General features: G+C 60.0%; 20 protein-coding genes and 1 riboswitch. Of the genes, 12 read left to right on the top strand and 8 right to left on the bottom strand.

Annotated features, from left to right (window positions below; all coding sequences use genetic code 11):
* Positions 1–51: 51 nt before the first annotated feature.
* Entirely contained in the window at positions 52–1,461 is a 1,410-nt protein-coding gene (gene ahcY, locus ACA067_RS30755) for an adenosylhomocysteinase (protein ID WP_497459818.1), read from the bottom strand.
* Between the two features lie 23 nt (positions 1,462–1,484).
* A riboswitch (S-adenosyl-L-homocysteine riboswitch) is annotated at positions 1,485–1,583 on the bottom strand.
* A gap of 198 nt (positions 1,584–1,781) precedes the next feature.
* Here ahcY and ACA067_RS30750 point away from each other — a divergent pair.
* On the top strand, positions 1,782–2,174 hold the full coding sequence (locus tag ACA067_RS30750; RefSeq protein ID WP_059402550.1) for an acyl-CoA thioesterase: 393 nt from the start codon (positions 1,782–1,784) through the stop codon (positions 2,172–2,174).
* A gap of 271 nt (positions 2,175–2,445) precedes the next feature.
* Positions 2,446–3,333: a formate/nitrite transporter family protein gene (locus tag ACA067_RS30745; RefSeq protein WP_497459817.1), complete on the top strand. Its 888-nt coding sequence runs from the start codon at positions 2,446–2,448 to the stop codon at positions 3,331–3,333.
* Here ACA067_RS30745 and ACA067_RS30740 read toward each other — a convergent pair whose 3' ends face one another.
* Together ACA067_RS30740 and ACA067_RS30735 are read right to left on the bottom strand one after the other, a co-directional pair.
* Positions 3,334–4,605: a cation:proton antiporter gene (locus tag ACA067_RS30740; protein WP_497459816.1), complete on the bottom strand. Its 1,272-nt coding sequence runs from the start codon at positions 4,603–4,605 to the stop codon at positions 3,334–3,336. It lies immediately after the preceding gene.
* Positions 4,606–4,781: 176 nt separating this feature from the next.
* Entirely contained in the window at positions 4,782–5,951 is a 1,170-nt protein-coding gene (locus ACA067_RS30735) for an MFS transporter (protein ID WP_497459815.1), read from the bottom strand.
* A gap of 328 nt (positions 5,952–6,279) precedes the next feature.
* On the opposite strand from ACA067_RS30735, the gene ACA067_RS30730 reads away from it, so the two are divergent.
* Together ACA067_RS30730 and ACA067_RS30725 are read left to right on the top strand one after the other, a co-directional pair.
* Positions 6,280–7,113, top strand: coding sequence for an EamA family transporter (locus tag ACA067_RS30730; RefSeq protein ID WP_497459814.1), 834 nt, complete (start codon positions 6,280–6,282; stop codon positions 7,111–7,113).
* Positions 7,114–7,169: 56 nt separating this feature from the next.
* Positions 7,170–7,553 (top strand): MAPEG family protein, encoded by a 384-nt coding sequence (locus ACA067_RS30725; protein WP_497459813.1) that lies wholly within the window; start codon positions 7,170–7,172, stop codon positions 7,551–7,553.
* A 116-nt stretch (positions 7,554–7,669) separates the two neighbouring features.
* Here the strand turns inward: ACA067_RS30725 and mltA are convergent, their stop codons facing one another.
* Complete coding sequence (mltA, locus tag ACA067_RS30720; protein ID WP_497459812.1) at positions 7,670–8,854, bottom strand: murein transglycosylase A; 1,185 nt, start codon at positions 8,852–8,854, stop codon at positions 7,670–7,672.
* Between the two features lie 128 nt (positions 8,855–8,982).
* On the opposite strand from mltA, the gene ACA067_RS30715 reads away from it, so the two are divergent.
* Entirely contained in the window at positions 8,983–9,432 is a 450-nt protein-coding gene (locus tag ACA067_RS30715; protein ID WP_497459811.1) for a c-type cytochrome, read from the top strand.
* Between the two features lie 41 nt (positions 9,433–9,473).
* Here the strand turns inward: ACA067_RS30715 and ACA067_RS30710 are convergent, their stop codons facing one another.
* The 4 genes from ACA067_RS30710 to ACA067_RS30695 form a co-directional block, all read right to left on the bottom strand.
* Entirely contained in the window at positions 9,474–9,869 is a 396-nt protein-coding gene (locus tag ACA067_RS30710) for a DUF1090 domain-containing protein (RefSeq protein ID WP_497459810.1), read from the bottom strand.
* 97 nt (positions 9,870–9,966) lie between these two features.
* Positions 9,967–11,646, bottom strand: coding sequence for an NAD-dependent DNA ligase LigB (gene ligB, locus ACA067_RS30705; protein WP_497459809.1), 1,680 nt, complete (start codon positions 11,644–11,646; stop codon positions 9,967–9,969).
* Positions 11,647–11,929: 283 nt separating this feature from the next.
* A complete protein-coding gene (gene metK, locus ACA067_RS30700) occupies positions 11,930–13,120 on the bottom strand; it encodes a methionine adenosyltransferase (RefSeq protein WP_064680209.1) in 1,191 nt (396 codons plus the stop codon).
* Between the two features lie 18 nt (positions 13,121–13,138).
* Positions 13,139–14,134: an ArsR/SmtB family transcription factor gene (locus ACA067_RS30695; protein ID WP_497459808.1), complete on the bottom strand. Its 996-nt coding sequence runs from the start codon at positions 14,132–14,134 to the stop codon at positions 13,139–13,141.
* 273 nt (positions 14,135–14,407) lie between these two features.
* On the opposite strand from ACA067_RS30695, the gene tkt reads away from it, so the two are divergent.
* The 7 genes from tkt to ACA067_RS30660 all read left to right on the top strand — a co-directional run bounded on the left by tkt (position 14,408) and on the right by ACA067_RS30660 (position 21,427).
* Positions 14,408–16,405 (top strand): transketolase, encoded by a 1,998-nt coding sequence (gene tkt / locus ACA067_RS30690; RefSeq protein ID WP_497459807.1) that lies wholly within the window; start codon positions 14,408–14,410, stop codon positions 16,403–16,405.
* A 165-nt stretch (positions 16,406–16,570) separates the two neighbouring features.
* Complete coding sequence (epd, locus tag ACA067_RS30685) at positions 16,571–17,638, top strand: erythrose-4-phosphate dehydrogenase (protein ID WP_497459806.1); 1,068 nt, start codon at positions 16,571–16,573, stop codon at positions 17,636–17,638.
* Positions 17,639–17,650: 12 nt separating this feature from the next.
* Positions 17,651–18,814 carry a phosphoglycerate kinase gene (locus ACA067_RS30680; protein ID WP_150658412.1) on the top strand — a complete coding sequence of 388 codons (1,164 nt, stop codon included), beginning with the start codon at positions 17,651–17,653 and terminating at the stop codon, positions 18,812–18,814.
* 34 nt (positions 18,815–18,848) lie between these two features.
* Entirely contained in the window at positions 18,849–19,070 is a 222-nt protein-coding gene (locus ACA067_RS30675) for a hypothetical protein (RefSeq protein ID WP_497459805.1), read from the top strand.
* 56 nt (positions 19,071–19,126) lie between these two features.
* Positions 19,127–19,459, top strand: a complete 333-nt coding sequence (locus ACA067_RS30670) for an MliC family protein (RefSeq protein ID WP_497459804.1) — start codon at positions 19,127–19,129, stop codon at positions 19,457–19,459.
* Between the two features lie 253 nt (positions 19,460–19,712).
* On the top strand, positions 19,713–20,777 hold the full coding sequence (gene fba / locus ACA067_RS30665) for a class II fructose-bisphosphate aldolase (protein WP_008151974.1): 1,065 nt from the start codon (positions 19,713–19,715) through the stop codon (positions 20,775–20,777).
* A 215-nt stretch (positions 20,778–20,992) separates the two neighbouring features.
* A complete protein-coding gene (locus ACA067_RS30660; RefSeq protein ID WP_497459803.1) occupies positions 20,993–21,427 on the top strand; it encodes a DUF3757 domain-containing protein in 435 nt (144 codons plus the stop codon).
* Positions 21,428–21,470: the final 43 nt, after the last annotated feature.

Here is a 21,470-nt window from a genome sequence, read left to right as displayed (position 1 = left end):
AGCTCCCACAAAAAGCCCGCTCCCACAAGGGAGAGCAGGCAGCAGGTCCGATCAGTAACGGTAAGCGTGCGGCTTGAACGGGCCTTCAACGGTCACGCCGATGTAGTCGGCCTGAGTCTTGGTCAGTTGAGTCACCACGCCGCCGAAACCGCGGACCATTTCCAGGGCCACTTCTTCGTCGAGTTTCTTCGGCAGTACTTCAACGGTCAGGCGCTTGGCTTTCTGCTCTGGCGACAGGTCGGCGTACTTCTGGCCGAACAGGAAGATCTGCGCCAGCACCTGGTTGGCAAACGAACCGTCCATGATGCGGCTTGGGTGACCGGTGGCGTTGCCCAGGTTAACCAGGCGGCCTTCAGCCAGCAGGATCAGGTAGTCGTCGTTCTGGGCGTCGAACGCGCCAGGACCGGTACGGTGAATCTTGTGAACCTGAGGCTTCACTTCTTCCCATGCCCAGTTCTTGCGCATGAAAGCAGTGTCGATTTCATTGTCGAAGTGGCCGATGTTGCAGACAACAGCGCGTTTCTTCAGGGCTTTGAGCATGTTCGCGTCGCAAACATTGACGTTGCCGGTGGTGGTCACGATCAGGTCGATCTTGCCCAGCAGCGCTTTGTCGATGCTTGCTTCAGTACCGTTGTTGATACCGTCGATGAACGGCGAAACCAGCTCGTAACCGTCCATGCAGGCTTGCATGGCACAGATCGGGTCGACTTCGGAGACTTTAACGATCATGCCTTCCTGACGCAGGGACTGGGCCGAACCCTTGCCCACGTCACCGTAACCGATGACCAGCGCTTGCTTGCCGGACAGCAGGTGGTCGGTACCGCGCTTGATCGCATCGTTCAGGCTGTGACGGCAGCCGTACTTGTTGTCGTTCTTGCTCTTGGTCACCGAGTCGTTGACGTTGATGGCCGGGATTTTCAGCTCGCCCTTGGCCAGCATGTCCAGCAGGCGGTGAACGCCAGTGGTGGTTTCTTCGGTCACGCCGTGGACGCGGTCGAGGATCGCCGGGTACTTCTTGTGCAGCAGCTCGGTCAGGTCGCCGCCGTCGTCGAGGATCATGTTGGCATCCCAAGGCGCGCCATCCTTGAGGATGGTTTGCTCCAGGCACCACTCGTACTCGGCTTCAGTCTCGCCTTTCCAGGCGAAAACCGGGATGCCGGCAGCGGCGATAGCGGCAGCGGCCTGGTCCTGAGTCGAGAAAATGTTGCAGGACGACCAACGCACTTCGGCACCCAGGGCAACCAGGGTTTCGATCAGCACGGCAGTCTGGATGGTCATGTGGATGCAGCCGAGGATCTTCGCGCCTTTGAGCGGTTGCTCGGCGGAGTACTTGCGGCGCAGACCCATCAGCGCTGGCATTTCGGATTCGGCGATGATGGTTTCGCGACGGCCCCAGGCCGCCAGGGACATGTCGGCGACTTTGTAATCGTTAAAATCTGCAGGCGTGATAACAGCGCTCATGATGAGCCTCCATTCGTAATGTATGCGAATGGGCGCCGTTGTGCGTTTAGTGTCTGGCCGTGGCCAGGCAACGCCCCATCCGAGCCTGACAGGTCGAACCTGCTGCAGCGCCCCTCGGACAGGTGGCGGGAAAACGGTATCAATTGGAGATGACCGTTTTGAAACGGTGGCGATTATAGCGGGCTATGCTGATCTTCCAAAGCGTTTCTGTTGGTCAATGTCCGAACGGTTATCGAGGCCATAGTCGATGCTCAATAGAGCTCTGGCCTGGGCTCTGCCATGATGGTTGGCATCAATCGGCAAGACGGTCAGGAGTGAACATGAATTTCCACACCCGCAAATGGGTAAAACCCGAAGACCTCAACCCCAATGGCACGCTGTTCGGCGGCAGCCTGTTGCGCTGGCTCGACGAAGAAGCGGCGATCTACGCGATCGTCCAGCTGGGCAATCAGCGCGTGGTCACCAAGTACATTTCCGAAATCAACTTCGTCAGCGCCTCGCGCCAGGGCGATATCATCGAACTGGGCATCACGGCCACCGAGTTTGGTCGCACCTCGATCACCCTCAAGTGTGAAGTGCGCAACAAGATCACCCGCAAAAGCATCCTGACGGTGGACAAGATCGTCTTTGTCAACCTGGGTGAAGACGGCTTGCCCGCACCCCACGGCCAGACCGAGATCAAGTACGTTAAAGACCAGTTCAAGGACGAGTAATGCGAGTCCGTAGGAGCTGGCTTGCCAGCGAAGGCGTCCTAAGCGTCACCGCAAACCGAGTCGCTGCCATCGCCAGCAAGCCAGCTCCCACAAGCGCCTCGTAGGCGCGGGGCTTGCCAGCGAAGACGTCATCAGCATCACCGCAAAAACCGAGTGACGCCCATCGCCAGCAAGCCAGCTCCTACAGAATCCGGCTTGTTTGCGCGAGCAGTGAACAGCCCCGCCCCCCGCGTGTCGTACCTACATGACACGCCACCGGTTCCGGAGCTATATGGACACGCAAAAAGACGGCAAGACCCCGAACCTCTCGGCGCAAGAGAAGAAAGAGGTCGACAAGAGCCAGCCACCGCGGGCCGCGGTACTGCACGAAATCATCCGAACCCAAGGCGACCTGGAGCTCGAGCGCAGTGTCGCCGCCTTGTGGTGGTCGGCCTTGGCCGCCGGCCTGACCATGGGGCTGTCGCTGATGGCCATGGGCCTTCTCAACTCCCGCCTGCCCGACGGCGAAGGCTTCAAGGTGATTGCCAGTTTCGGTTACTGCGCGGGCTTCCTGGCAGTGATTCTCGCCCGTCAGCAACTGTTCACCGAGAACACCCTGACGGCTGTGCTGCCGGTCATGACCAAACCCTCATTGAACAATTTCGGGCGATTGTTGCGTCTGTGGTCGGTGGTGCTGGTGGGCAACCTGTGCGGCACGATACTGGTGGCGTATGTGATGCTGCACCTGCCGATTTTCGACAGCAAGACCGACCTGGCCTTCCTCGATATCGGCCGCAAGATCATGGAGAACAACGCCAGCCAGATGTTTGCCAAGGGCATCGTATCGGGCTGGATGATCGCGACCATGGTCTGGATGATCCCGTCCATGGAGAGCGCCAAGATGTGGATCATCATCCTCATCACTTACCTGATGGCGCTGGGGGATTTCACCCACATCGTGGTCGGTTCGGCCGAGGTGTCGTATCTGGTGTTTGCCGGCGAGTTGCCGTGGAAGGATTTCTGGCTGATATTCGCCGGACCGACACTGGTGGGCAATATCATTGGCGGCAGCTTTATCTTCGCGCTGATCAGCCACGCGCAGATCCGCAGCGAGAGCGGGCCGCCAAAGGAATCTGCAGATCAAAGCCAGGAACCTGACCCGCAGAAGACCAGGAAGTAATCAGTGATGCCTAGCCTGTGCCACTGGCGCAGGCTCATCACGGGTGACATGTTTGACCAGCTTGCCGATGCTCAAGCCCTGCAACAGGATCGACGACAGCACCACGATGTAAGTGATGCTCAGCAGCAAATCTCGCTCAGGACCCAGCGGCAGGGCCAGGGCCAGGGCCAGCGCCACCGAAACACCGCCACGCAAACCACCCCAGGTCAGGATCCGGATCGTTCCGCGCGGCACGGTGCGCCAGCGTCGCAGCAATACGATGGCTGGCGCCACGGTCAGCAGGCGCGACAGCAGAATCGCCAAGGCCAGCAAACTCGCCGCCAGCACATGCAGCCAGTTGAACGGTAGCAGCAACAGCTCCATGCCGATCAGGGCGAACAGCAGCGCGTTGAGCATGTCGTCGAGCAGCTCCCAGAAACCGTCCAGGTACTTGCGAGTCATGTCGTTCATCGCCAGGTTGCGGCCCAGGTTACCGATGATCAGCCCGGCGACCACCATCGCGATCGGCGCCGAAACGTGCAGCTCCGAAGCCATGGCCGAGCCACCGATCACCAGCGCCAGGGTCAGCATGACCTCGATCTGGTGCTGCTCGATGCTCTTGATCATCAGGTACACCAGATAACCGATCAGCCCACCAAACAGCACGCCGCCAAGCGCCTCGTGGGCGAACAGCATGGCGGTGGCGCCGAGGGTTGGGGTTTCACCCAGTTGTGCGATACCGAGCAGCACGGTGAACACCACGACTGCGGTGCCATCGTTGAACAGTGATTCGCCGACGATGGTGGTTTTCAGTGGCTTGGACGCATTGGCGGTCCGTAGCACACCGAGCACCGCGATCGGATCGGTGGGGGAGATCAGCGCACCGAACAACAGGCAATAGAGAAAGCTGACGTGCCAGCCGAACAGGGCAAAGATGTAGTAAGCCAGGCTGCCGATCACAACAGTGGCGATCAACACACCGAAGGTCGCCAGCAGGCCGATCGGCCAGCGGTAACTACGCAGGTCATTCAGGTTGACATGCAGGGCGCCGGCGAACAGCAGGAAGGACAGCATCCAGTTCATCAGCAGATCACCGAAGTCGATCTGGCCGATCAGTTGCTGGATACGCTCTTCCAGACCTGGATAGCCAAGCAGGCTCAGGCCTTGCAGCAACAGGGAGAATGTCAGCGCAGTGACCATGACCCCGATGGTCGGGGGCAGGCCGATGAAGCGGAAATTTACATAGGTGAGCAGCGTGGTGAGGCAGATAAACGCAGCGACAAGTTCAAGCATCCGGGGTCCTTGGAGGGGGGATTGGTTTTTGGCAGTTGCACCGTGTGGGCTTCCTCGCGAGCAGGCTCGCTCCCACATAGGATCTCGGCGGTTCACAATTTTGTATTCGCTGAAGATCAACTGTGGGAGCAAGACCGGCTTGCTCGCGAAAGCAGTGTCAGCCGCGATGCAATTATTCAGCCGGACACATTGACCGCAGCCGCACCGCGACGTTGCAGATAGATAAAGAAAAGCGCCACCAGCACCGTCAACCCGCTGACCAGCGCCCCGGTCCACGGCAAGTCCGCCAGGTCCGCGCCACTGGCCACCACCAGCCCGCCAATCCAGGCGCCCGCCGCATTACCCAGATTGAATGCACTCTGATTCAGCGTCGAACCCAGGTTCGGCGCCTCATGGGCCTGATCAATGATCAGCAGCTGCAGGATCGGGCACAGGGCAAACGCGAAAATCCCCCACAGCACCAGTGTGATCGCCGCCGGAATGACGGAATGGCTGGTCTGGCTGAAAGCCGCCAGGACCACGACTACCGCCAGCGCCATGCCCACCAGTGACGGCAGCAAGCGGCTGTCCGCCAGCCGCCCACCGAGCATGCTGCCCGCGGTCAGGCCGACCCCGAACAACAGCAGCATGATCGTCACCCCATGGGGGCTGACACCGGTGATGTCCTGCAAAATAGGCGCGATGTAGGTAAACACGCTGAACAGGCTGGTCGACGCCAGCACACTCATGCCCAGCGCCAGCAACACATTGACCTTGCCCAGAACTTTGAACTCACTGGCCAGGTTGGCCTTGTCCATCGTGATGTCTTTCGGCAGCCAGACCCACTGCGCGATCGCCGCAATCACGCCGATCACCGACACTGCCCAGAAGGTCGAACGCCAGCCGGCGTATTGTCCGAGCGCGGTGCCCAAGGGTACGCCAAGCACGTTGGCCAGGGTCAGGCCGGTAAACATTATGGCAATCGCCTGGGCACGTTTGTTCGGTGCCACCAACCCGGCCGCGACGACCGAGCCGATGCCGAAGAAGGCGCCATGGCACAGCGCAGTGATCACGCGCGCGGCCATCAGCGTGGCGTAGTTCGGAGACAGGGCGCAGAGGATATTGCCCAGGATGAACATCAGCGTCATGCCCAGCAGCGTCGCTTTGCGCGGCATATTGGCGGTGCCGACCGCGAGGATCGGTGCGCCGAACACCACGCCCAGGGCATAGCCGGTGATCAGCAGGCCGGCGTGGGGAATGCTGACGGCAAGGTCTCGGGCGACGTCGGGCAGCAAACCCATGATGACGAATTCAGTGGTGCCGATGCCGAACGCGGCAACAGCGAGGGCAAACAAGGCGAGTGGCATGCGCAAGGTCTCTGTCGGTAGTCTTGACGCTTTGATCAGGCATACGCATACCGATGACCGTTCTCGACGAGAGCGGGCGGTGGCAGGAATTATTGGAATTAGTCTGTGCGCAACTGAGTGCGGCGTGGTCGTTTGCAGTATAAACAGCTGCGGACATATGGCGAATCATTCTCTGCGCGGACCCGGTAGGAGCTGGCTTGTCGGATCGCCGCACCGCAGCGAAGGTCGTCAACGATAACGCGTGTTTTCTGCTTAAACGCGGTGCCCTGACGTTTTTCGCTGGCAAGCCAGCTCCTACAGGGGAGCGGGACAACAAAAGGAGTGTGCCGTGCTTGCGACGGCTTTGGTGTTAGTGGCGGCGCTGTTGCACGCGGCGTGGAATACCCTGATCAAATTCAGTGCCGAACGCCTGCTGGTGGTGGCCTGCATGGACAGTGTAGCGATGCTCTTCGTCGCGCTGATGCTGCCGTTCGTGGCGTTGCCACCCTTGGAGCTCTGGCCGTGGATCCTGGCATCGGCGGCGTTCGAACTGCTCTATCGCTACTTGCTGATCCAGGCTTATCGGGTTGGCGACCTCGGGCTTGTTTATCCGTTGATGCGTGGCTTGTCGCCCTTGGTGGTGCTGGCGCTGACGCTGTTGTTTGCCGGCGAGGTGCTGACGAACCAGCAGATTTTTGGAATCCTGCTGATCCCGCTCGGCATGCTTTGCCTGTTATGGCAGGGCGGTGGCGGTGCACGGCTGCCGTGGTTGATGCTGCCGGTAGTGGCGTTGATCGGCCTGTGCATCGGCTGCTACACCTTTATCGATGGCCAGGCTTTGCGACGCTGGTCCCATCCACTGGACTACCTGGTCTGGGTAACGTTACTCAGCGCCTGGCCCTTTCCATTGCTGGCATGGGTGCGCAAGCGCCCGGCGTTCATGTTGTTCTGGCGGGAACAATGGCGACTGGGGTTGGCGGTCGGGTTCTGCGTGTTGTTCAGCTACGCTTTGGTGTTGTGGGCGATGCAGCTGGGTTCGATTGCCGAAGCGGCGGCCTTGCGCGAAATCAGCGTGATTCTGGTGGTGCTGTTCGGCATGCGTTACCTCAAAGAACCTTTCGGCCGGCCACGGCTCTTAGCCTGTGGGCTGGTGTTGATCGGCATGTTGGTGATGAAGTTTTGACGGGCTCACTGTCGACGAAAGCATCGACGCATGAAACTTGAAGAAGGGATTGCTTTATGACGGTTGCTTTTTGGTGCATTTTGATCGCTATTGTCCTGCCTTATCTGTGCACGGGCGTGGCCAAGATCAGTGGCGGGTTCGGGCTGAAAGACAACCATGATCCCCGGGATTTTCTCGAGTCGCTAAATGGGTTGGGCCGGCGTGCCCATGCGGCGCAACTGAACGGTTTCGAAGTGACCCCGGCGTTCGCCGCGGCCGTGATCGTGGCGTACCTGGCCGAAAATGCCGAGCTGGTGACGATCGATGTGCTGGCGGTGTTGTTCATCACCAGCCGGCTGCTGTACATCATTTGCTACCTGGCGGACTGGGCGACTTTGCGGTCGTTGGTGTGGTTTGTGGGGATGGGGTTGATCGTCAGCTTTTTTGTGGTGTCTGTCTGAAAATGTTGCGGTGATTTTTCCGGCCCCTTCGCGGGCAAGCCCGCTCCCACAGGGATTGCGCATAATCTGTGGGAGCGGGCTTGCCCGCGAAAGCTATCTATCAGCCACAGCCAATATCAGGGATTGGCTTTAGCCGCATCAGCCACCTGCGGCACTTGCGGCAACGCCGCGCCTTTTGGCCAAAGCATCCAGATCTGCCCCTGCTGCTTCATGTCGCCGGCCAGCTGCCCGGCCGCCTCGCCGGTGCCCCAGAACAGATCCGCCCGCACTTCGCCCGCGATCGCGCCGCCGGTGTCCTGGGCCGCCACCGGACGAACCAGTGCCGAACCATCCGGTTTAGTGGTCGATAACCACAACAGACTGCCCAGCGGAATCACTTTGCGATCCACTGCCGCGCTGTAGCCCGCGGTCAGCGGTACGTTCAGCGAGCCGCGAGGCCCTTCGTTGCTGTCCGGGTTGCGGGTGAAGAACACATAGCTGGGGTTGCTGCCGAGCAGTTCGGGAATGCGCGTCGGGTTGGCCTTGGCCCAGGTGCTGATTGCGCCCATGGTCACGTCTTCTTTCTTCAGCTCGCCCTGTTCTACGAGCCAACGGCCGATGGGCCGATAGGGATGACCATTCTGGTCGGCATACGCAATGCGCAACTGCCGGCCACTGTCGAGCTGGATGCGTCCCGAGCCCTGGATCTGCAGGAATTGCAGGTTCATCGGATCAGTCAGCCAGGCAACGACCGGTGCCTTGACCCCTTTGGTCTCGATCGTGGCCGCATCGTCGTAGGGCTTGAGCACGCGTCCTTCGAGCCGGCCGCGCAGGCGTTTACCCTTCAACTCCGGGTAGAGGCTGTCCAGGGAGACGATGATCATGTCTTCGGGTACGCCGTACACCGGGATATTCGCCACGTCGGTCTGGGTCAGGCTGCCTGGATAGACCGGTTCGTAGTAGCCGGTGATCAGGCCGTTGGGGTTGTCATTGGCCGCGCGCAGGCCATAGACATCGAGGTTCTGCTTGAGGAACCCGCGAATCTCGCCGGCGGTTTGTGGCACGCTGGCGGCAGCGGCGCAGGTCGAACCCCAGACCGGGTCGGCCTTGAGTCGGGTACATGCGCTGCGCCACGAACCGAAGCCGGCCACCAGGTCATTGTCGGACACCACGGGAAGCGCTTCCCATGTGGCGCTGGAGTAGGTCGCCAGGGCGTGGGTTTTCGGTTTGTCGGGTTCGCCGCCGGTGCAGCCCGCCAGCACGGCCACCATTGGAAGGGTCCAGGCCAGGCTGTGACGCCATGCCTTGTAACGGCTGTTCATGGAGTAATTCCTTTGCCGGTTGCCTGAGTGCTCGCTGCGCTCATGCAACCCGTATTGATAATAGGGCTATTGGTGTTTGCGGGTGACGCGAGGATACTGGCCGCCGTTTCCAGTGACCTGAAGCCACCATGACTTTTAAAAGACTTTCCATTGTATTGCTGGCCTGCCTGGCCTTGTCCGCGTGTGGCGGAGTGGACCCCAACTCGCCGCTGGGCCAGCGCAAGGCGATCTTCAAGCAAATGCTCAAGACCAGTGAAGACCTTGGCGGCATGTTGCGCGGCCGTATTGCATTCGACGGCGGGAAATTCACTGCCGGTGCCGTGAAACTCGACGCGCTGTCCCGCGAGCCGTGGAAACATTTTCCGCAGGTACGCGAAGAAGATCACACCAGCGCGAAGGACGATGTCTGGCAGCAGCAGGCACGCTTCCAGGAATTGGCCCGCAGCCTTGAAGCCGCCACCGGTGAGTTGGTGATTGCCAGCAAGGTCCAGCCCTACAAGGCCAGCAACCTGGGGCCGGCCGTGCAGAAGGTCGAAGACGCCTGTAGTGCGTGCCATAAAGAGTTTCGGGATCACTGATTTGCGGTGCTGCGATCCGACAAGCCAGCTCCTACAGGGGGTCACTTATCCAGTTCGTCTAGCGCTTCCTGCAACGCCTTGCGGGACTCGGCGAGTTTGTCTTTGCGCTTGTTGATTTTCTCTGCATCGCCCTTCTTCATCGCCTTGTCGAGGTCGGCCTGACGCTTGCTCACTTCGTGCTTGGCGTCGAGCACCTTGTTCTCCCGCTCTTTCTTCAGGGACGCATCGGTGCAATGGGCGGTGACTTCGCTCAGAGCCGTTTCCAGGCCCGCCTGTTGATCGGCGTTGCCGCGAGATTTGGCCAGTTCGATCTGGTTGATGATGCCCTGCTTCTTGGCGGCGCATCCGGTCAGGCCCGGAGCTTCTTCGGCGGCCATCAGCGGAGCGGCCATCACACTGCATAGGGCCAACAGGGCGAGGGGTGAAAGAAATTTCATAAAAGCTCCATGTGAAGGCAATCGGGTCGATGTGGCGATGGGTTGTTTGAGCCCGCCAGCACCATTGGGTTCCCAGGTGGGCGGGCTACAACGGCCGCTAGAAACCGTCAATCCCCGCCACACGTAATGTTTCACTCAAGGCCAGGACCTGTGGGTCGCGGAAAAATGCGCTCAATTGCGCCGCACGTCCCGGACCGATACCGGTTTCGGCCTGCCATTGTTCGGTGTTGCGTTGCGCCAGTACCTGCCATGAAGCGGCGAGGCGTGCCTGGCCGGTCGGCGGCATGCCCAGGGCTTTGAGCCAGCGGACGAACGGACGTTGCCGGGCGATGCTGAAACTGTTCAACAGACGAGCACTGCTGCGCTCGCCGAAGCCGTCAATGTTAGCAAGCTCTTGGGCATTGAGGGTTAACCAATCCAGCAGTCCGTTCAGGTGGCCTGTTTCGAGAAGTTTCTCCCAGGTGCCAGTACCGACATGGGGCAAGGCCAGCCCCTGGTTACCACTGAGCCAGGCCAGGCGTGCAAGAAATTGACTTTCGCATCCCGGTGTCGGCTGCCAACAACTGAGCGGATGAAAGTCCGCTGCCAGCGGCACGTTCAATTCAGTGCGTTCGGTGCTGCGCAGGACGACACCATCGAGCCTGGGAATGGTCAGGCCCGCCAGGCTGATGGCGACCTGATCCCCGGGCCGGATGTCCATTGCTTCCCAGCGTTGCAGAGAGCTCACACTGACTCGCTTGACCTGCCGGTCATCGAGCCTCAGCGGCGTCAGTTCCAGCACCGGCGTGATGCGCCCGGTCCGGCCGATCTTGAAGTCGACCCTGCGTACCTCCGCCAGCCCCTGGGCAACAGGGTATTTCCAGGCGACGATCCAATAAGGTGCTTTGGCCTGCCAGCGTTCGGCGGGTGGACGTTGGTCCTGGCGCAGCACGATGCCATCGCTGGCAAAGGGCAGGGGCGAGCGATACCAATGATCGCGCCAGCGTTCAGCATCGGCGAATGCCATGATCGGCTGACTGTAGGGCGCGGTGCTCGAGAACCCTAATTCATCCAGTGCAGCCACGCGCGCGGGTAAACTGGCCGGACCCTGGGGCCAGTCCCAGACGAACAGGCCGATCCCGGCGGCGTGTTCGGCACTCAGTACCTTGCGGGCCATCAAACCGGCCACGGTGCCGCGGGCATTGAGGCTGCCGGCCTGCGCTTGTACGTGATCGGTCACGCGCAAATAGAGTTCGCCTTGCACCAGCAGATCCAGCGGCTGTGACAGTTGCTGGGGGATGCCGGCAATCTGTCGTGCCGGGGTGGTCCAGTCCTGGCCAGTGACCCCGTCGCCGCGACTGATTGCCTGAACCAGAAGGCCCTTGCGGTAGACCAGTGTCACCGCCACGCCGTCGACCTTGGGCTGAACCCAGACATCGCTTCGACCTTTCAGCCAGGCGTCGACGGCGTGACGGTCATGGAGTTTGCCCAGGCCGGTGTGGGCGATGGGGTGAGCAACGGGGCCGCCTGCCGTGCGCAATGGTTCGGGGGAGGGGCCGGTGGCGAAGCATTCTCGCCATTCGCTCAGTCGCACACGGGCCTGGTCGTAGAGTTCGTCGGCGACCAATGAGCGGCCGTCGCGATGATAGCTGTCGTCCCAGAGATCGATTTGTTTTTGCAGTGCGCTGATTTCGGCCTGAGCGCGAGTCGGCGGCCAGTCGGGGCATTCAGTGGCGTGGGTGGTCAGACAGAAAAAACTCAGTACAAAACCGAGTAATACACGCAGGTAGGGGAGCATCGTGAGCGTCCTTGCTCGTTGGGGGTGCTCGAAGGTTAGTCAGTATTGTCTGGCGAGAAGGGCGGGTGTTTTGCCTGGTGTTTCTGCGGTGATCGGGCTGGCCTCTTCGTCGGAACGCCGCCCGGAGCAAGCCCGCTCCCACAGTGGAACTGTGTCGTTCACAAATCCCCTGTGGGAGCGAGACCGGCTTGCCGGCGAAAGCGGCGACACGGTTTCAAGCGCAAAACAATAAAAAACCCCGCACGGCGAACCGGGCGGGGCTTTTTGTACTGCCAGGGACGTCTTACAGGCCAGCAGCCGAACGCAGGGCGTCGACGCGATCGGTTTTTTCCCAGGTGAAGGTGGTGAACGTATCGTCACCCACGGTCTTGGTATCCGGGGTGCGACCGAAGTGGCCGTACGCAGCGGTTTCCTGGTACATCGGGTGCAGCAGGTCGAGCATGGTGGTGATTGCGTATGGACGCAGGTCGAACACTTCGCGGACCAGGTTGATGATTTTCTCATCGCTGATCTTGCCGGTGCCGAAGGTGTTCAACGAGATCGACGTTGGCTGGGCAACACCGATGGCGTAGGAAACCTGAATCTCGCAACGCTCGGCCAGACCGGCAGCGACGATGTTCTTGGCCACGTAACGACCGGCGTAGGCGGCCGAGCGGTCAACCTTCGACGGGTCTTTACCGGAGAACGCACCGCCACCGTGGCGAGCCATGCCGCCGTAGGTGTCGACGATGATCTTGCGACCGGTCAGGCCGCAGTCGCCTACCGGGCCGCCGATGATGAATTGGCCGGTCGGGTTGATGTGGAACTGGGTGTCCTTGTGCAGCAGTTCAGCAGGCAACACGTGCTTGACGATCAGCTCCATCACGCCTTCGCGCAGGTCTTTGTACGACACTTCAGGGTTGTGCTGGGTCGATAGCACGACCGCGTCGATGCCCACCACCTTGCCGTTTTCGTAACGGCAAGTGACCTGGGACTTGGCGTCTGGACGCAACCACGGCAGCAGGCCGGATTTGCGGGCTTCGGCCTGACGCTGCACCAACTGGTGAGAGAAGGTGATCGGTGCTGGCATCAGCACGTCGGTTTCGTTGCTGGCGTAGCCGAACATCAGGCCCTGGTCACCGGCACCCTGATCTTCAGGCTTGGCACGGTCGACACCCTGATTGATGTCGGGAGACTGCTTGCCGATGATGTTCATCACGCCGCAGGTCGCACCGTCGAACCCGACGTCGGAGCTGGTGTAGCCGATGTCGGTGATGACATCACGAACGATCTGCTCCAGGTCAACCCAGGCCGAGGTGGTGACTTCACCGGCAATGATTGCAACGCCGGTTTTCACCAGGGTTTCGCACGCCACGCGGGCGAACTTGTCTTCAGCAATGATGGCGTCCAGCACTGCATCGGAAATCTGGTCGGCGATTTTGTCCGGATGCCCTTCAGACACGGACTCGGAGGTGAAGAGGGAGTATTCGCTCATCTCGATTTTTTCCTGAATTTACCGATGGTGAGTGTCGCCAGTCGGTCGCTGAAAGTGGCGGACCTGAATCTGGAAACCATTACGTAAGCCTACATAGAGGCTTTCCCCGGGAACGAGTCCCGCGGCGGTGGCCCAACGGGCGAGATCGTCCTGTTCAAACCCCAACCAGAGATCACCGCAGGCCTCCCTGGCCCAACTCTGGTTGTGGCTACATAACTCGGTCACTAACAGGCTGCCGCCGGGGTGCAGCAGGCCGGCCATGTGCTTGAGCGCATCGGCCGGTGCGGCAAAGTGGTGCAGCACCATGTTCAGTACAACGCAATCGGCCTTGAGGCTCACACCATTCAATGCATCGGCCAGTTGCAGGCTGACGTTGAGCAGGGACTCGCGCTCGCAGACCTGGCGCGCCAGTTCGAGCATGGCCGGGCTGTTGTCCAGCGCCGTGACCCGGGTGAAGCGGCGCGCCAGCTCCGGCAGAAAGGCGCCGTCGCCGGGGCCGACTTCAATGGCCGTGGCGCCTTGGCTGAAACTCAACTTGTCGAGCAATGCCACCACGCTTTCGCGGTATTGCGACAGGCCGGCGATCAAGTCTTGCTGGGCGCGAAACTTCTCCGCTACCCGTGAAAAAAAGTCCTGGCTGGCCGCGGCTCGTTGTCCATGGACCTGAGCGATGCGTGACTGCACATCGGCAGGCAAGCTCAGGTTATCCACTTCTTCAAGCAGCGCGGCATGCAGTTTGCCACCCGGCAAGTCGGTGTGGGGCAGGGCGCGACGGTAGAAAATCGCGTTGCCCTCACGGCGGGTCGCCACCAGGTCGGCCTGGGCCAATACCTTGAGGTGATGACTCATGCCCGACTGGCCGATGCCGAAGATCTGCGCCAGCTCCAGTACGCCAAACGAGTCGTTGGCCAGCGCGCGCAATACCGTCAGACGCAGAGGATCGCCACCGGCCTTGCACAGGGCCGACAGCTCATCGCAAGGGTCATGTCGAATGGAGCGCGCGCGTAAATTCATAGGGCCAGCAGTCTAGTGACGCTCAGAAAGCATCGCAAGAGCAATATCAAAAAGTTTTGATATTGCTCGATAGATGGCACTTCTCAGCGTCAGGTTCAGTCAACAAACGAACAGCGGAAAGGTTTCATCAGTCAAATACGCTGTTATCCATTGGAAAAACCGCCTCAGATGACTATCTATCATTGCCCCGAGGCGGGTGGGTGAGGGAAAATGCTCGCCTTTTTTCCGATTCGTTTTATTCACTCTCGATTCAATATCCGCAGGAGAACAGCGATGCCCAGCCGTCGTGAGCGTGCCAACGCCATTCGTGCCCTCAGCATGGATGCCGTGCAAAAAGCCAACAGCGGCCATCCCGGTGCCCCTATGGGTATGGCGGATATCGCCGAAGTACTTTGGCGTGACTACCTCAAGCACAACCCGAGCAATCCATCGTTCGCCGACCGTGACCGCTTCGTGCTGTCCAATGGTCACGGCTCGATGTTGATCTACTCGCTGCTGCACCTGACCGGCTACGACTTGTCGATCGAAGACCTGAAAAACTTCCGCCAGCTGCACAGCCGTACCCCGGGCCACCCGGAACTCGGCTACACCCCTGGTGTTGAAACCACCACCGGTCCACTGGGCCAGGGCCTGGCCAACGCCGTGGGTTTCGCCCTGGCAGAAAAAGTCCTGGCGGCGCAATTCAACCGTCCCGGCCACAATGTTGTCGACCACCACACCTACGTGTTCCTGGGTGATGGCTGCATGATGGAAGGCATTTCCCACGAAGTCGGCTCCCTGGCCGGTACCTTGGGCCTGGGCAAGCTGATCGCCTTCTACGATGACAACGGCATCTCCATCGACGGCGAAGTCGAAGGCTGGTTCACCGATGACACCCCTAAGCGTTTCGAAGCCTACAACTGGCAGGTGATCCGCAACGTCGACGGTCACGACCCGGAAGAAATCAAGATCGCGATCGAGACGGCGCGCAAAAGCGAGCAGCCAACCCTGATCTGCTGCAAGACCACCATCGGTTTCGGTTCGCCGAACAAGCAGGGCAAGGAAGATTGCCACGGCGCCCCATTGGGTGACGCGGAAATCGCCCTGACCCGCACGGCGCTGAAATGGAACCACGGCCCGTTCGAAATCCCCGCCGACATCTACGCCGAGTGGGACGCCAAGGAAGCCGGTCGCGCAACCGAAGCCGAATGGGATCAGCGTTTCGCTGCCTACTCCGCAGCCTTCCCTGAGCTGGCCAATGAGCTGGTTCGTCGTCTAAGCGGCGAACTGCCGGCTGACTTCGCTGAAAAAGCCTCGGCTTATATTGCTGAAGTGGCGGCCAAGGGCGAAACCATCGCCAGCCGTAAAGCCAGCCAGAACGCACTGAATGCCTACGGCCCGCTGTTGCCGGAACTGCTGGGCGGCTCGGCTGACCTGGCCGGTTCCAACCTGACCCTGTGGAAGGGCTGCAAAGGTGTCACGGCTGAAGACGCCAGCGGCAACTACATGTACTACGGCGTTCGCGAATTCGGCATGAGCGCGATCATGAACGGCGTGTCGCTGCACGGCGGCCTGGTGCCTTACGGCGCGACCTTCCTGATGTTCATGGAATACGCGCGCAACGCGGTACGCATGGCCTCGCTGATGAAGAAGCGCGTGGTGTTCGTCTACACCCACGACTCCATCGGCCTGGGCGAAGACGGCCCGACCCACCAGCCGATCGAGCAACTGACCAGCCTGCGCAGCACGCCGAACCTCGACACCTGGCGTCCAGCCGATGCCGTTGAGTCGGCAGTGGCCTGGAAACTTGCCCTCGAGCGTAACGACGGTCCTTCGGCCTTGATCTTCTCCCGGCAGAACCTGCAGCACCAGACCCGCAACGCGATTCAGATCGAAGAGATCGCGCGTGGCGGTTACGTGTTGAAGGACTGCGCTGGCGAGCCTGAGCTGATCCTGATCGCTACCGGTTCCGAAGTCGGTCTGGCGGTTCAGGCTTACGACAAGCTGACCGAGCAAGGTCGCAAGGTGCGTGTGGTGTCGATGCCTTGCACCAGCGTGTTCGATGCCCAGGACGCCGGCTACAAGCAAGCGGTTCTGCCGCTGCAGGTCAGCGCCCGTATCGCCATCGAAGCCGCCCATGCGGACTACTGGTACAAGTATGTGGGCCTGGAAGGCCGCGTGATCGGCATGACCACCTACGGCGAGTCGGCGCCTGCGCCTGCCTTGTTCGAAGAGTTCGGCTTCACCCTGGAAAACATCCTGGGTCAGGCTGAAGAGCTGCTGGAAGACTGATCCAGAAAATGTGTCGTCTGATCTGACGCAATCGCGAGCAAGCTCGCTCCCACAGGGACGGTGTATATCCCTGTGGGAGCGAGCTTGGTCCGGGCGGCGTTCCGACGATGACGATGGGACATTCAACGCTGCAATGACGGATTCACCACGGTAATCGAGAACCCCATGCCTCAACCGCGTCCTTACAAAGTTGCACTCAACGGCTACGGCCGGATTGGTCGTTGCGTCTTGCGTGCGTTGTTTGAGCGAGGCTCGACGGCCGGGTTTGAAATTGTCGCGATCAACGACTTGGCCGACATGGCCAGCATCGAATACCTGACACGCTTCGACTCCACTCACGGGCGCTTTCCCGGTGAAGTGAAGGTCGACGGCGATTGTCTGCATATTAATGGCGACTGCGTGAAGGTCTTGCGCAGTGCCACCCCCGAAGGCATCGATTGGGCGTCCCTGGGCGTCGATCTGGTGCTGGAGTGCTCCGGCGCTTATCACACCCGTGAAGATGGCCAGCGGTTCCTCGACGCTGGCGCACCGCGGGTGCTGTTCTCCCAGCCGATGGCCAGCGAGGCGGATGTCGACGCCACCATCGTCTACGGCGTAAACCAGGATTGCCTGACCGGTGATGAGTTGCTGGTGTCCAACGCGTCCTGCACCACCAACTGCGGCGTGCCGCTGTTGCGCCTGCTGGATCAGGCCATTGGTCTGGAATACGTGTCGATCACCACCATCCACTCGGCGATGAACGATCAGCCGGTGATCGACGCCTATCATCACGAAGACTTGCGGCGCACCCGTTCGGCGTTTCAGTCGGTGATTCCGGTGTCCACTGGTCTGGCACGAGGCATCGAACGGCTATTGCCGGAACTTGCCGGGAGAATTCAGGCCAAAGCCGTGCGGGTGCCGACAGTTAACGTGTCTTGCCTCGACATTACGATGCAGACCGTGAGTGATACCGACGCCACCGAGGTCAACCGGATTTTGCGCGAGGCTGCCACTAGCGGCCCGCTCAAGGGCCTTCTGGCCTACACCGAGCTACCCCACGCAAGCTGTGATTTCAACCATGACCCACATTCGGCCATCGTCGATGCCAGTCAGACCCGAGTTTCCGGCCCACGGCTGGTGAACATCCTGGCCTGGTTCGACAACGAATGGGGTTTTGCCAACCGAATGCTGGACGTTGCAGAGCACTATCTGCAGTCAGCTGGCTCTCCAAAACACTGCTCCCCAAAACAGTAGGAAATGCGACCCATGACCGTGTTGAAGATGACCGACCTCGATCTGCAAGGTAAGCGCGTACTGATCCGCGAAGACCTCAACGTCCCGGTAAAGGACGGTGTAGTCACCAGCGATGCGCGAATCCTGGCCTCGCTGCCGACCATCAAGCTGGCCCTGGAAAAAGGCGCGGCCGTGATGGTCTGCTCGCACCTTGGCCGTCCGACCGAAGGCGAGTTCTCGGCCGAGAACAGCCTCAAGCCAGTCGCTGACTACCTGAGCAAGGCTCTGGGCCGCGAAGTGCCGCTGGTGGCCGATTACCTGAACGGCGTTGACGTGAAGGCCGGCGACATCGTGCTGTTCGAAAACGTGCGCTTCAACAAAGGCGAGAAAAAGAACGCTGACGAACTGGCCAAGCAATACGCCGCCCTGTGCGACGTGTTCGTGATGGACGCCTTCGGCACCGCTCACCGCGCCGAGGGTTCGACCCATGGCGTGGCCAAGTTCGCCAAAGTCGCGGCCGCTGGCCCGTTGCTGGCCGCCGAACTTGACGCACTGGGCAAAGCCCTCGGCGCTCCAGCTCAACCCATGGCTGCCATCGTTGCCGGCTCCAAGGTCTCGACCAAACTCGACGTCCTCAACAGCCTGAGCCAGATCTGCAACCAGCTGATCGTCGGCGGCGGCATTGCCAACACTTTCCTGGCCGCTGCCGGTCACCCGGTCGGCAAGTCCCTGTACGAGCCGGATCTGCTGGACACCGCTCGCGCCATCGCCGCCAAGGTCAGCGTGCCGCTGCCGGTCGACGTCGTGGTTGCCAAGGAATTCGCTGAAAGCGCGACCGCTACCGTCAAGCTGATCGCTGATGTGGCCGCAGACGACATGATTCTGGACATCGGCCCACAGACCGCGGCGAATTTCGCCGAGCTGCTGAAGTCGTCCAAGACCATCCTGTGGAACGGCCCCGTAGGCGTATTCGAATTCGATCAGTTTGGTAACGGGACCAAGGTCCTGGCCCAGGCCATCGCGGAAAGCTCGGCATTCTCGATCGCTGGCGGCGGCGACACCCTCGCAGCCATCGATAAATATGGCGTAGCTGATCAGATCTCCTACATTTCTACCGGTGGCGGCGCGTTCCTCGAGTTCGTCGAAGGCAAGGTTCTGCCGGCCGTTGAAGTCCTGGAAAGCCGGGCCAAGGCCTGAGGCCGCCCATTTGACCAGGCAAAGGAGTGTTCAGATGGTCAAAACATTAGCGTTGTTGATTATCGCGGGATCGCTGGCAGCTTGCGGGAGTAACCCGAAAGCCCCGAAGGTACCCGAGACGCCTGAACAGGACAAAGGCTGCTACCAGGCGGACTGGCAGGCCGAAACCAATCCGGTGATCAACAAGCGTTCCGGGCCTGATGGCCTGGAAAAATACGAGACCCAGACCCCGGTCAAGGAACATGGTTGCCCTTGACGGGTCTGACACTTTACTCAGGACTGGTGGCGTGCGCCGTCAGTCGAGGAACATGGATGAAAGGTTTTATCGCCGTTACGGCGCTGGCTCTGCTGGCAGGTTGCTCCAGTCTGGACCTGTTCAAGCCTGCCGAATCGACGGACAGCTGGACCACCTGGACCTGCGACAGTCGGGCCAACGTGCTTTGGCGCTACACCGACGCCGCCCGCAAGGAAGTCGACGTTCGCCTGGGTGGTGCCGATCAGGTCTACCGTTTGAAGCTTGAACCGGGCGCCGAAGGTTCGATGTACAGCAACGACATGCTGGCATTTCACATAAAAGGTGAGGAAGGCCTGGTGTACTGGGTCGCCACCAATGATTTGATCGGCCGCGGTTGTAAAACGCAGTAATTGACACACCACGGACCTAATGTGGGAGCGGGCTTGCTCGCGAATGCGGTGGGTCAGCTTGCATAAATGTTGAATGTGAAACCGCATTGGCGAGCAAGCCCGCTCCCACAGTGGATCTGTGTAGGTTTTTAAGATTTAGGCAACACCGAATTCGCATTCGGGGCCAACCCCCGATCTGCAATAACTTGAATAGCCGCCGTCGCTACGGCAGGCTGACACGATTAACGACCCTCAACCGGGAGAGACACACACAATGGCACTTATCAGCATGCGCCAGATGCTGGACCACGCAGCCGAATTCGGCTACGGCGTTCCAGCCTTCAACGTCAACAACCTTGAGCAGATGCGCGCCATCATGGAAGCCGCTGACAAGACTGACTCCCCGGTGATCGTCCAGGCTTCGGCGGGTGCTCGCAAATATGCCGGCGCACCGTTCCTGCGTCACCTGATCCTGGCGGCGATCGAAGAATTCCCGCATATCCCGGTGTGCATGCACCAGGACCACGGCACCAGCCCTGACGTCTGCCAGCGCTCCATCCAGCTGGGCTTCAGCTCGGTGATGATGGACGGTTCCCTGGGTGAAGACGGCAAGACCCCGACCGACTATGACTACAACATCCGTGTAACCCAACAAACCGTGGCCATGGCTCACGCGTGCGGCGTATCGGTAGAAGGCGAGCTGGGCTGCCTGGGTTCGCTGGAAACCGGCATGGCCGGTGAAGAAGACGGCATCGGCGCCGAAGGCGTTCTGGATCACAGCCAAATGCTGACCGACCCGGAAGAAGCCGCTGACTTCGTCAAACGCACTCAGGTCGACGCCCTGGCCATCGCCATCGGCACCAGCCACGGCGCGTACAAGTTCACCAAGCCGCCTACCGGCGACGTACTGGCCATCGACCGCATCAAAGAAATCCACAAACGCATTCCGAACACCCACCTGGTGATGCACGGTTCGTCTTCGGTGCCGCAAGACTGGCTGGCGATCATCAACCAGTACGGCGGCGACATCAAAGAAACCTACGGCGTACCGGTTGAAGAAATCGTCGAAGGCATCAAGCACGGCGTGCGTAAAGTCAACATCGACACCGACCTGCGCCTGGCGTCCACCGGTGCGATGCGTCGCCTGATGGCCACCAACCCGAGCGAATTCGACCCGCGCAAGTTCTTCGGTGCGACCGTCACTGCTATGCGTGATGTGTGTATTGCTCGTTACGAAGCCTTCGGTACCGCCGGTAATGCTTCGAAGATCAAGCCGATCTCGCTGGAAGGGATGTATCAACGTTACTTGAAAGGTGAATTGAACGCCAAGGTCAACTAAGACCTCAGCGTTTGACCGGTACTAAAAGACCCGCAGCGATGCGGGTTTTTTATTGCCTGCGTTTACCTGGATGGGTTTTATGTAAGTATATATTTGAAATAACTTTTAAAATAACTGTCAGAAGTGACGGTGGACAAGTTGTTTTTCGGTCTTCAGTATCTTACTTCAAATTCAGGTTATGGAAGTTATTTGTTATGAAGTGTCCAGCGCTGCCAGTGAGCAGCAACAATAAACAGCTACAAGTGATCAAAGTCGTTGCAGCTGGGCTATTGAGTCTATTTGCCCTTACAGGCACTGTTTATGCCTCTGAAGAAATGTGTCCGCAGGTCAGTAATATCATGGCTCAATCGATCAGCCCGGAACGCGGATTCACCTATGCCGCCAATGCTATCCGTGGCGGCTGGAAAGGCGAGAATCCCGCAGCAACCGAGTCTTATCTGGACAAGGTCAAATTTACCTCGGCGGCCATCAGGCAAACCACCGATAACGGAAACCCGGTCTATTTTGTTGCCTGTGACTATGAAGGCGAGGGCAAGGCAGGTGTCAGGATGTCACAACGTTTTCCAACGCCAGCCAAGCCAGTTGGCGGAGCCTGGAAGGATAACTTCTGTTCTGCCGGGCTGAGCGAGTGCGCTTTCAAGTTTGATTGAGTAACGAGTTGAAGGTAGAAGCGAAACTGAAAATCTGAGCCAC

The organism is Pseudomonas sp. LBUM1674 (assembly GCF_059695635.1).
The sequence above is the reverse complement of the archived record's forward strand: the minus strand, read 5'-3'. Positions and strand labels throughout refer to the sequence as shown.

What these genes read in the sequence shown, in the direction of transcription:
- ahcY (WP_497459818.1), bottom strand. Translation starts at nt 1,461, where the DNA reads ATGAGCGCTGTTATCACGCCTGCAGATTTTAACGATTACAAAGTCGCC.
- ACA067_RS30750 (WP_059402550.1), top strand. Translation starts at nt 1,782, where the DNA reads ATGAATTTCCACACCCGCAAATGGGTAAAACCCGAAGACCTCAACCCC.
- ACA067_RS30745 (WP_497459817.1), top strand. Translation starts at nt 2,446, where the DNA reads ATGGACACGCAAAAAGACGGCAAGACCCCGAACCTCTCGGCGCAAGAG.
- ACA067_RS30740 (WP_497459816.1), bottom strand. Translation starts at nt 4,605, where the DNA reads ATGCTTGAACTTGTCGCTGCGTTTATCTGCCTCACCACGCTGCTCACC.
- ACA067_RS30735 (WP_497459815.1), bottom strand. Translation starts at nt 5,951, where the DNA reads ATGCCACTCGCCTTGTTTGCCCTCGCTGTTGCCGCGTTCGGCATCGGC.
- ACA067_RS30725 (WP_497459813.1), top strand. Translation starts at nt 7,170, where the DNA reads ATGACGGTTGCTTTTTGGTGCATTTTGATCGCTATTGTCCTGCCTTAT.
- mltA (WP_497459812.1), bottom strand. Translation starts at nt 8,854, where the DNA reads ATGAACAGCCGTTACAAGGCATGGCGTCACAGCCTGGCCTGGACCCTT.
- ACA067_RS30715 (WP_497459811.1), top strand. Translation starts at nt 8,983, where the DNA reads ATGACTTTTAAAAGACTTTCCATTGTATTGCTGGCCTGCCTGGCCTTG.
- ACA067_RS30710 (WP_497459810.1), bottom strand. Translation starts at nt 9,869, where the DNA reads ATGAAATTTCTTTCACCCCTCGCCCTGTTGGCCCTATGCAGTGTGATG.
- ligB (WP_497459809.1), bottom strand. Translation starts at nt 11,646, where the DNA reads ATGCTCCCCTACCTGCGTGTATTACTCGGTTTTGTACTGAGTTTTTTC.
- metK (WP_064680209.1), bottom strand. Translation starts at nt 13,120, where the DNA reads ATGAGCGAATACTCCCTCTTCACCTCCGAGTCCGTGTCTGAAGGGCAT.
- ACA067_RS30695 (WP_497459808.1), bottom strand. Translation starts at nt 14,134, where the DNA reads ATGAATTTACGCGCGCGCTCCATTCGACATGACCCTTGCGATGAGCTG.
- tkt (WP_497459807.1), top strand. Translation starts at nt 14,408, where the DNA reads ATGCCCAGCCGTCGTGAGCGTGCCAACGCCATTCGTGCCCTCAGCATG.
- epd (WP_497459806.1), top strand. Translation starts at nt 16,571, where the DNA reads ATGCCTCAACCGCGTCCTTACAAAGTTGCACTCAACGGCTACGGCCGG.
- ACA067_RS30680 (WP_150658412.1), top strand. Translation starts at nt 17,651, where the DNA reads ATGACCGTGTTGAAGATGACCGACCTCGATCTGCAAGGTAAGCGCGTA.
- ACA067_RS30675 (WP_497459805.1), top strand. Translation starts at nt 18,849, where the DNA reads ATGGTCAAAACATTAGCGTTGTTGATTATCGCGGGATCGCTGGCAGCT.
- ACA067_RS30670 (WP_497459804.1), top strand. Translation starts at nt 19,127, where the DNA reads ATGAAAGGTTTTATCGCCGTTACGGCGCTGGCTCTGCTGGCAGGTTGC.
- fba (WP_008151974.1), top strand. Translation starts at nt 19,713, where the DNA reads ATGGCACTTATCAGCATGCGCCAGATGCTGGACCACGCAGCCGAATTC.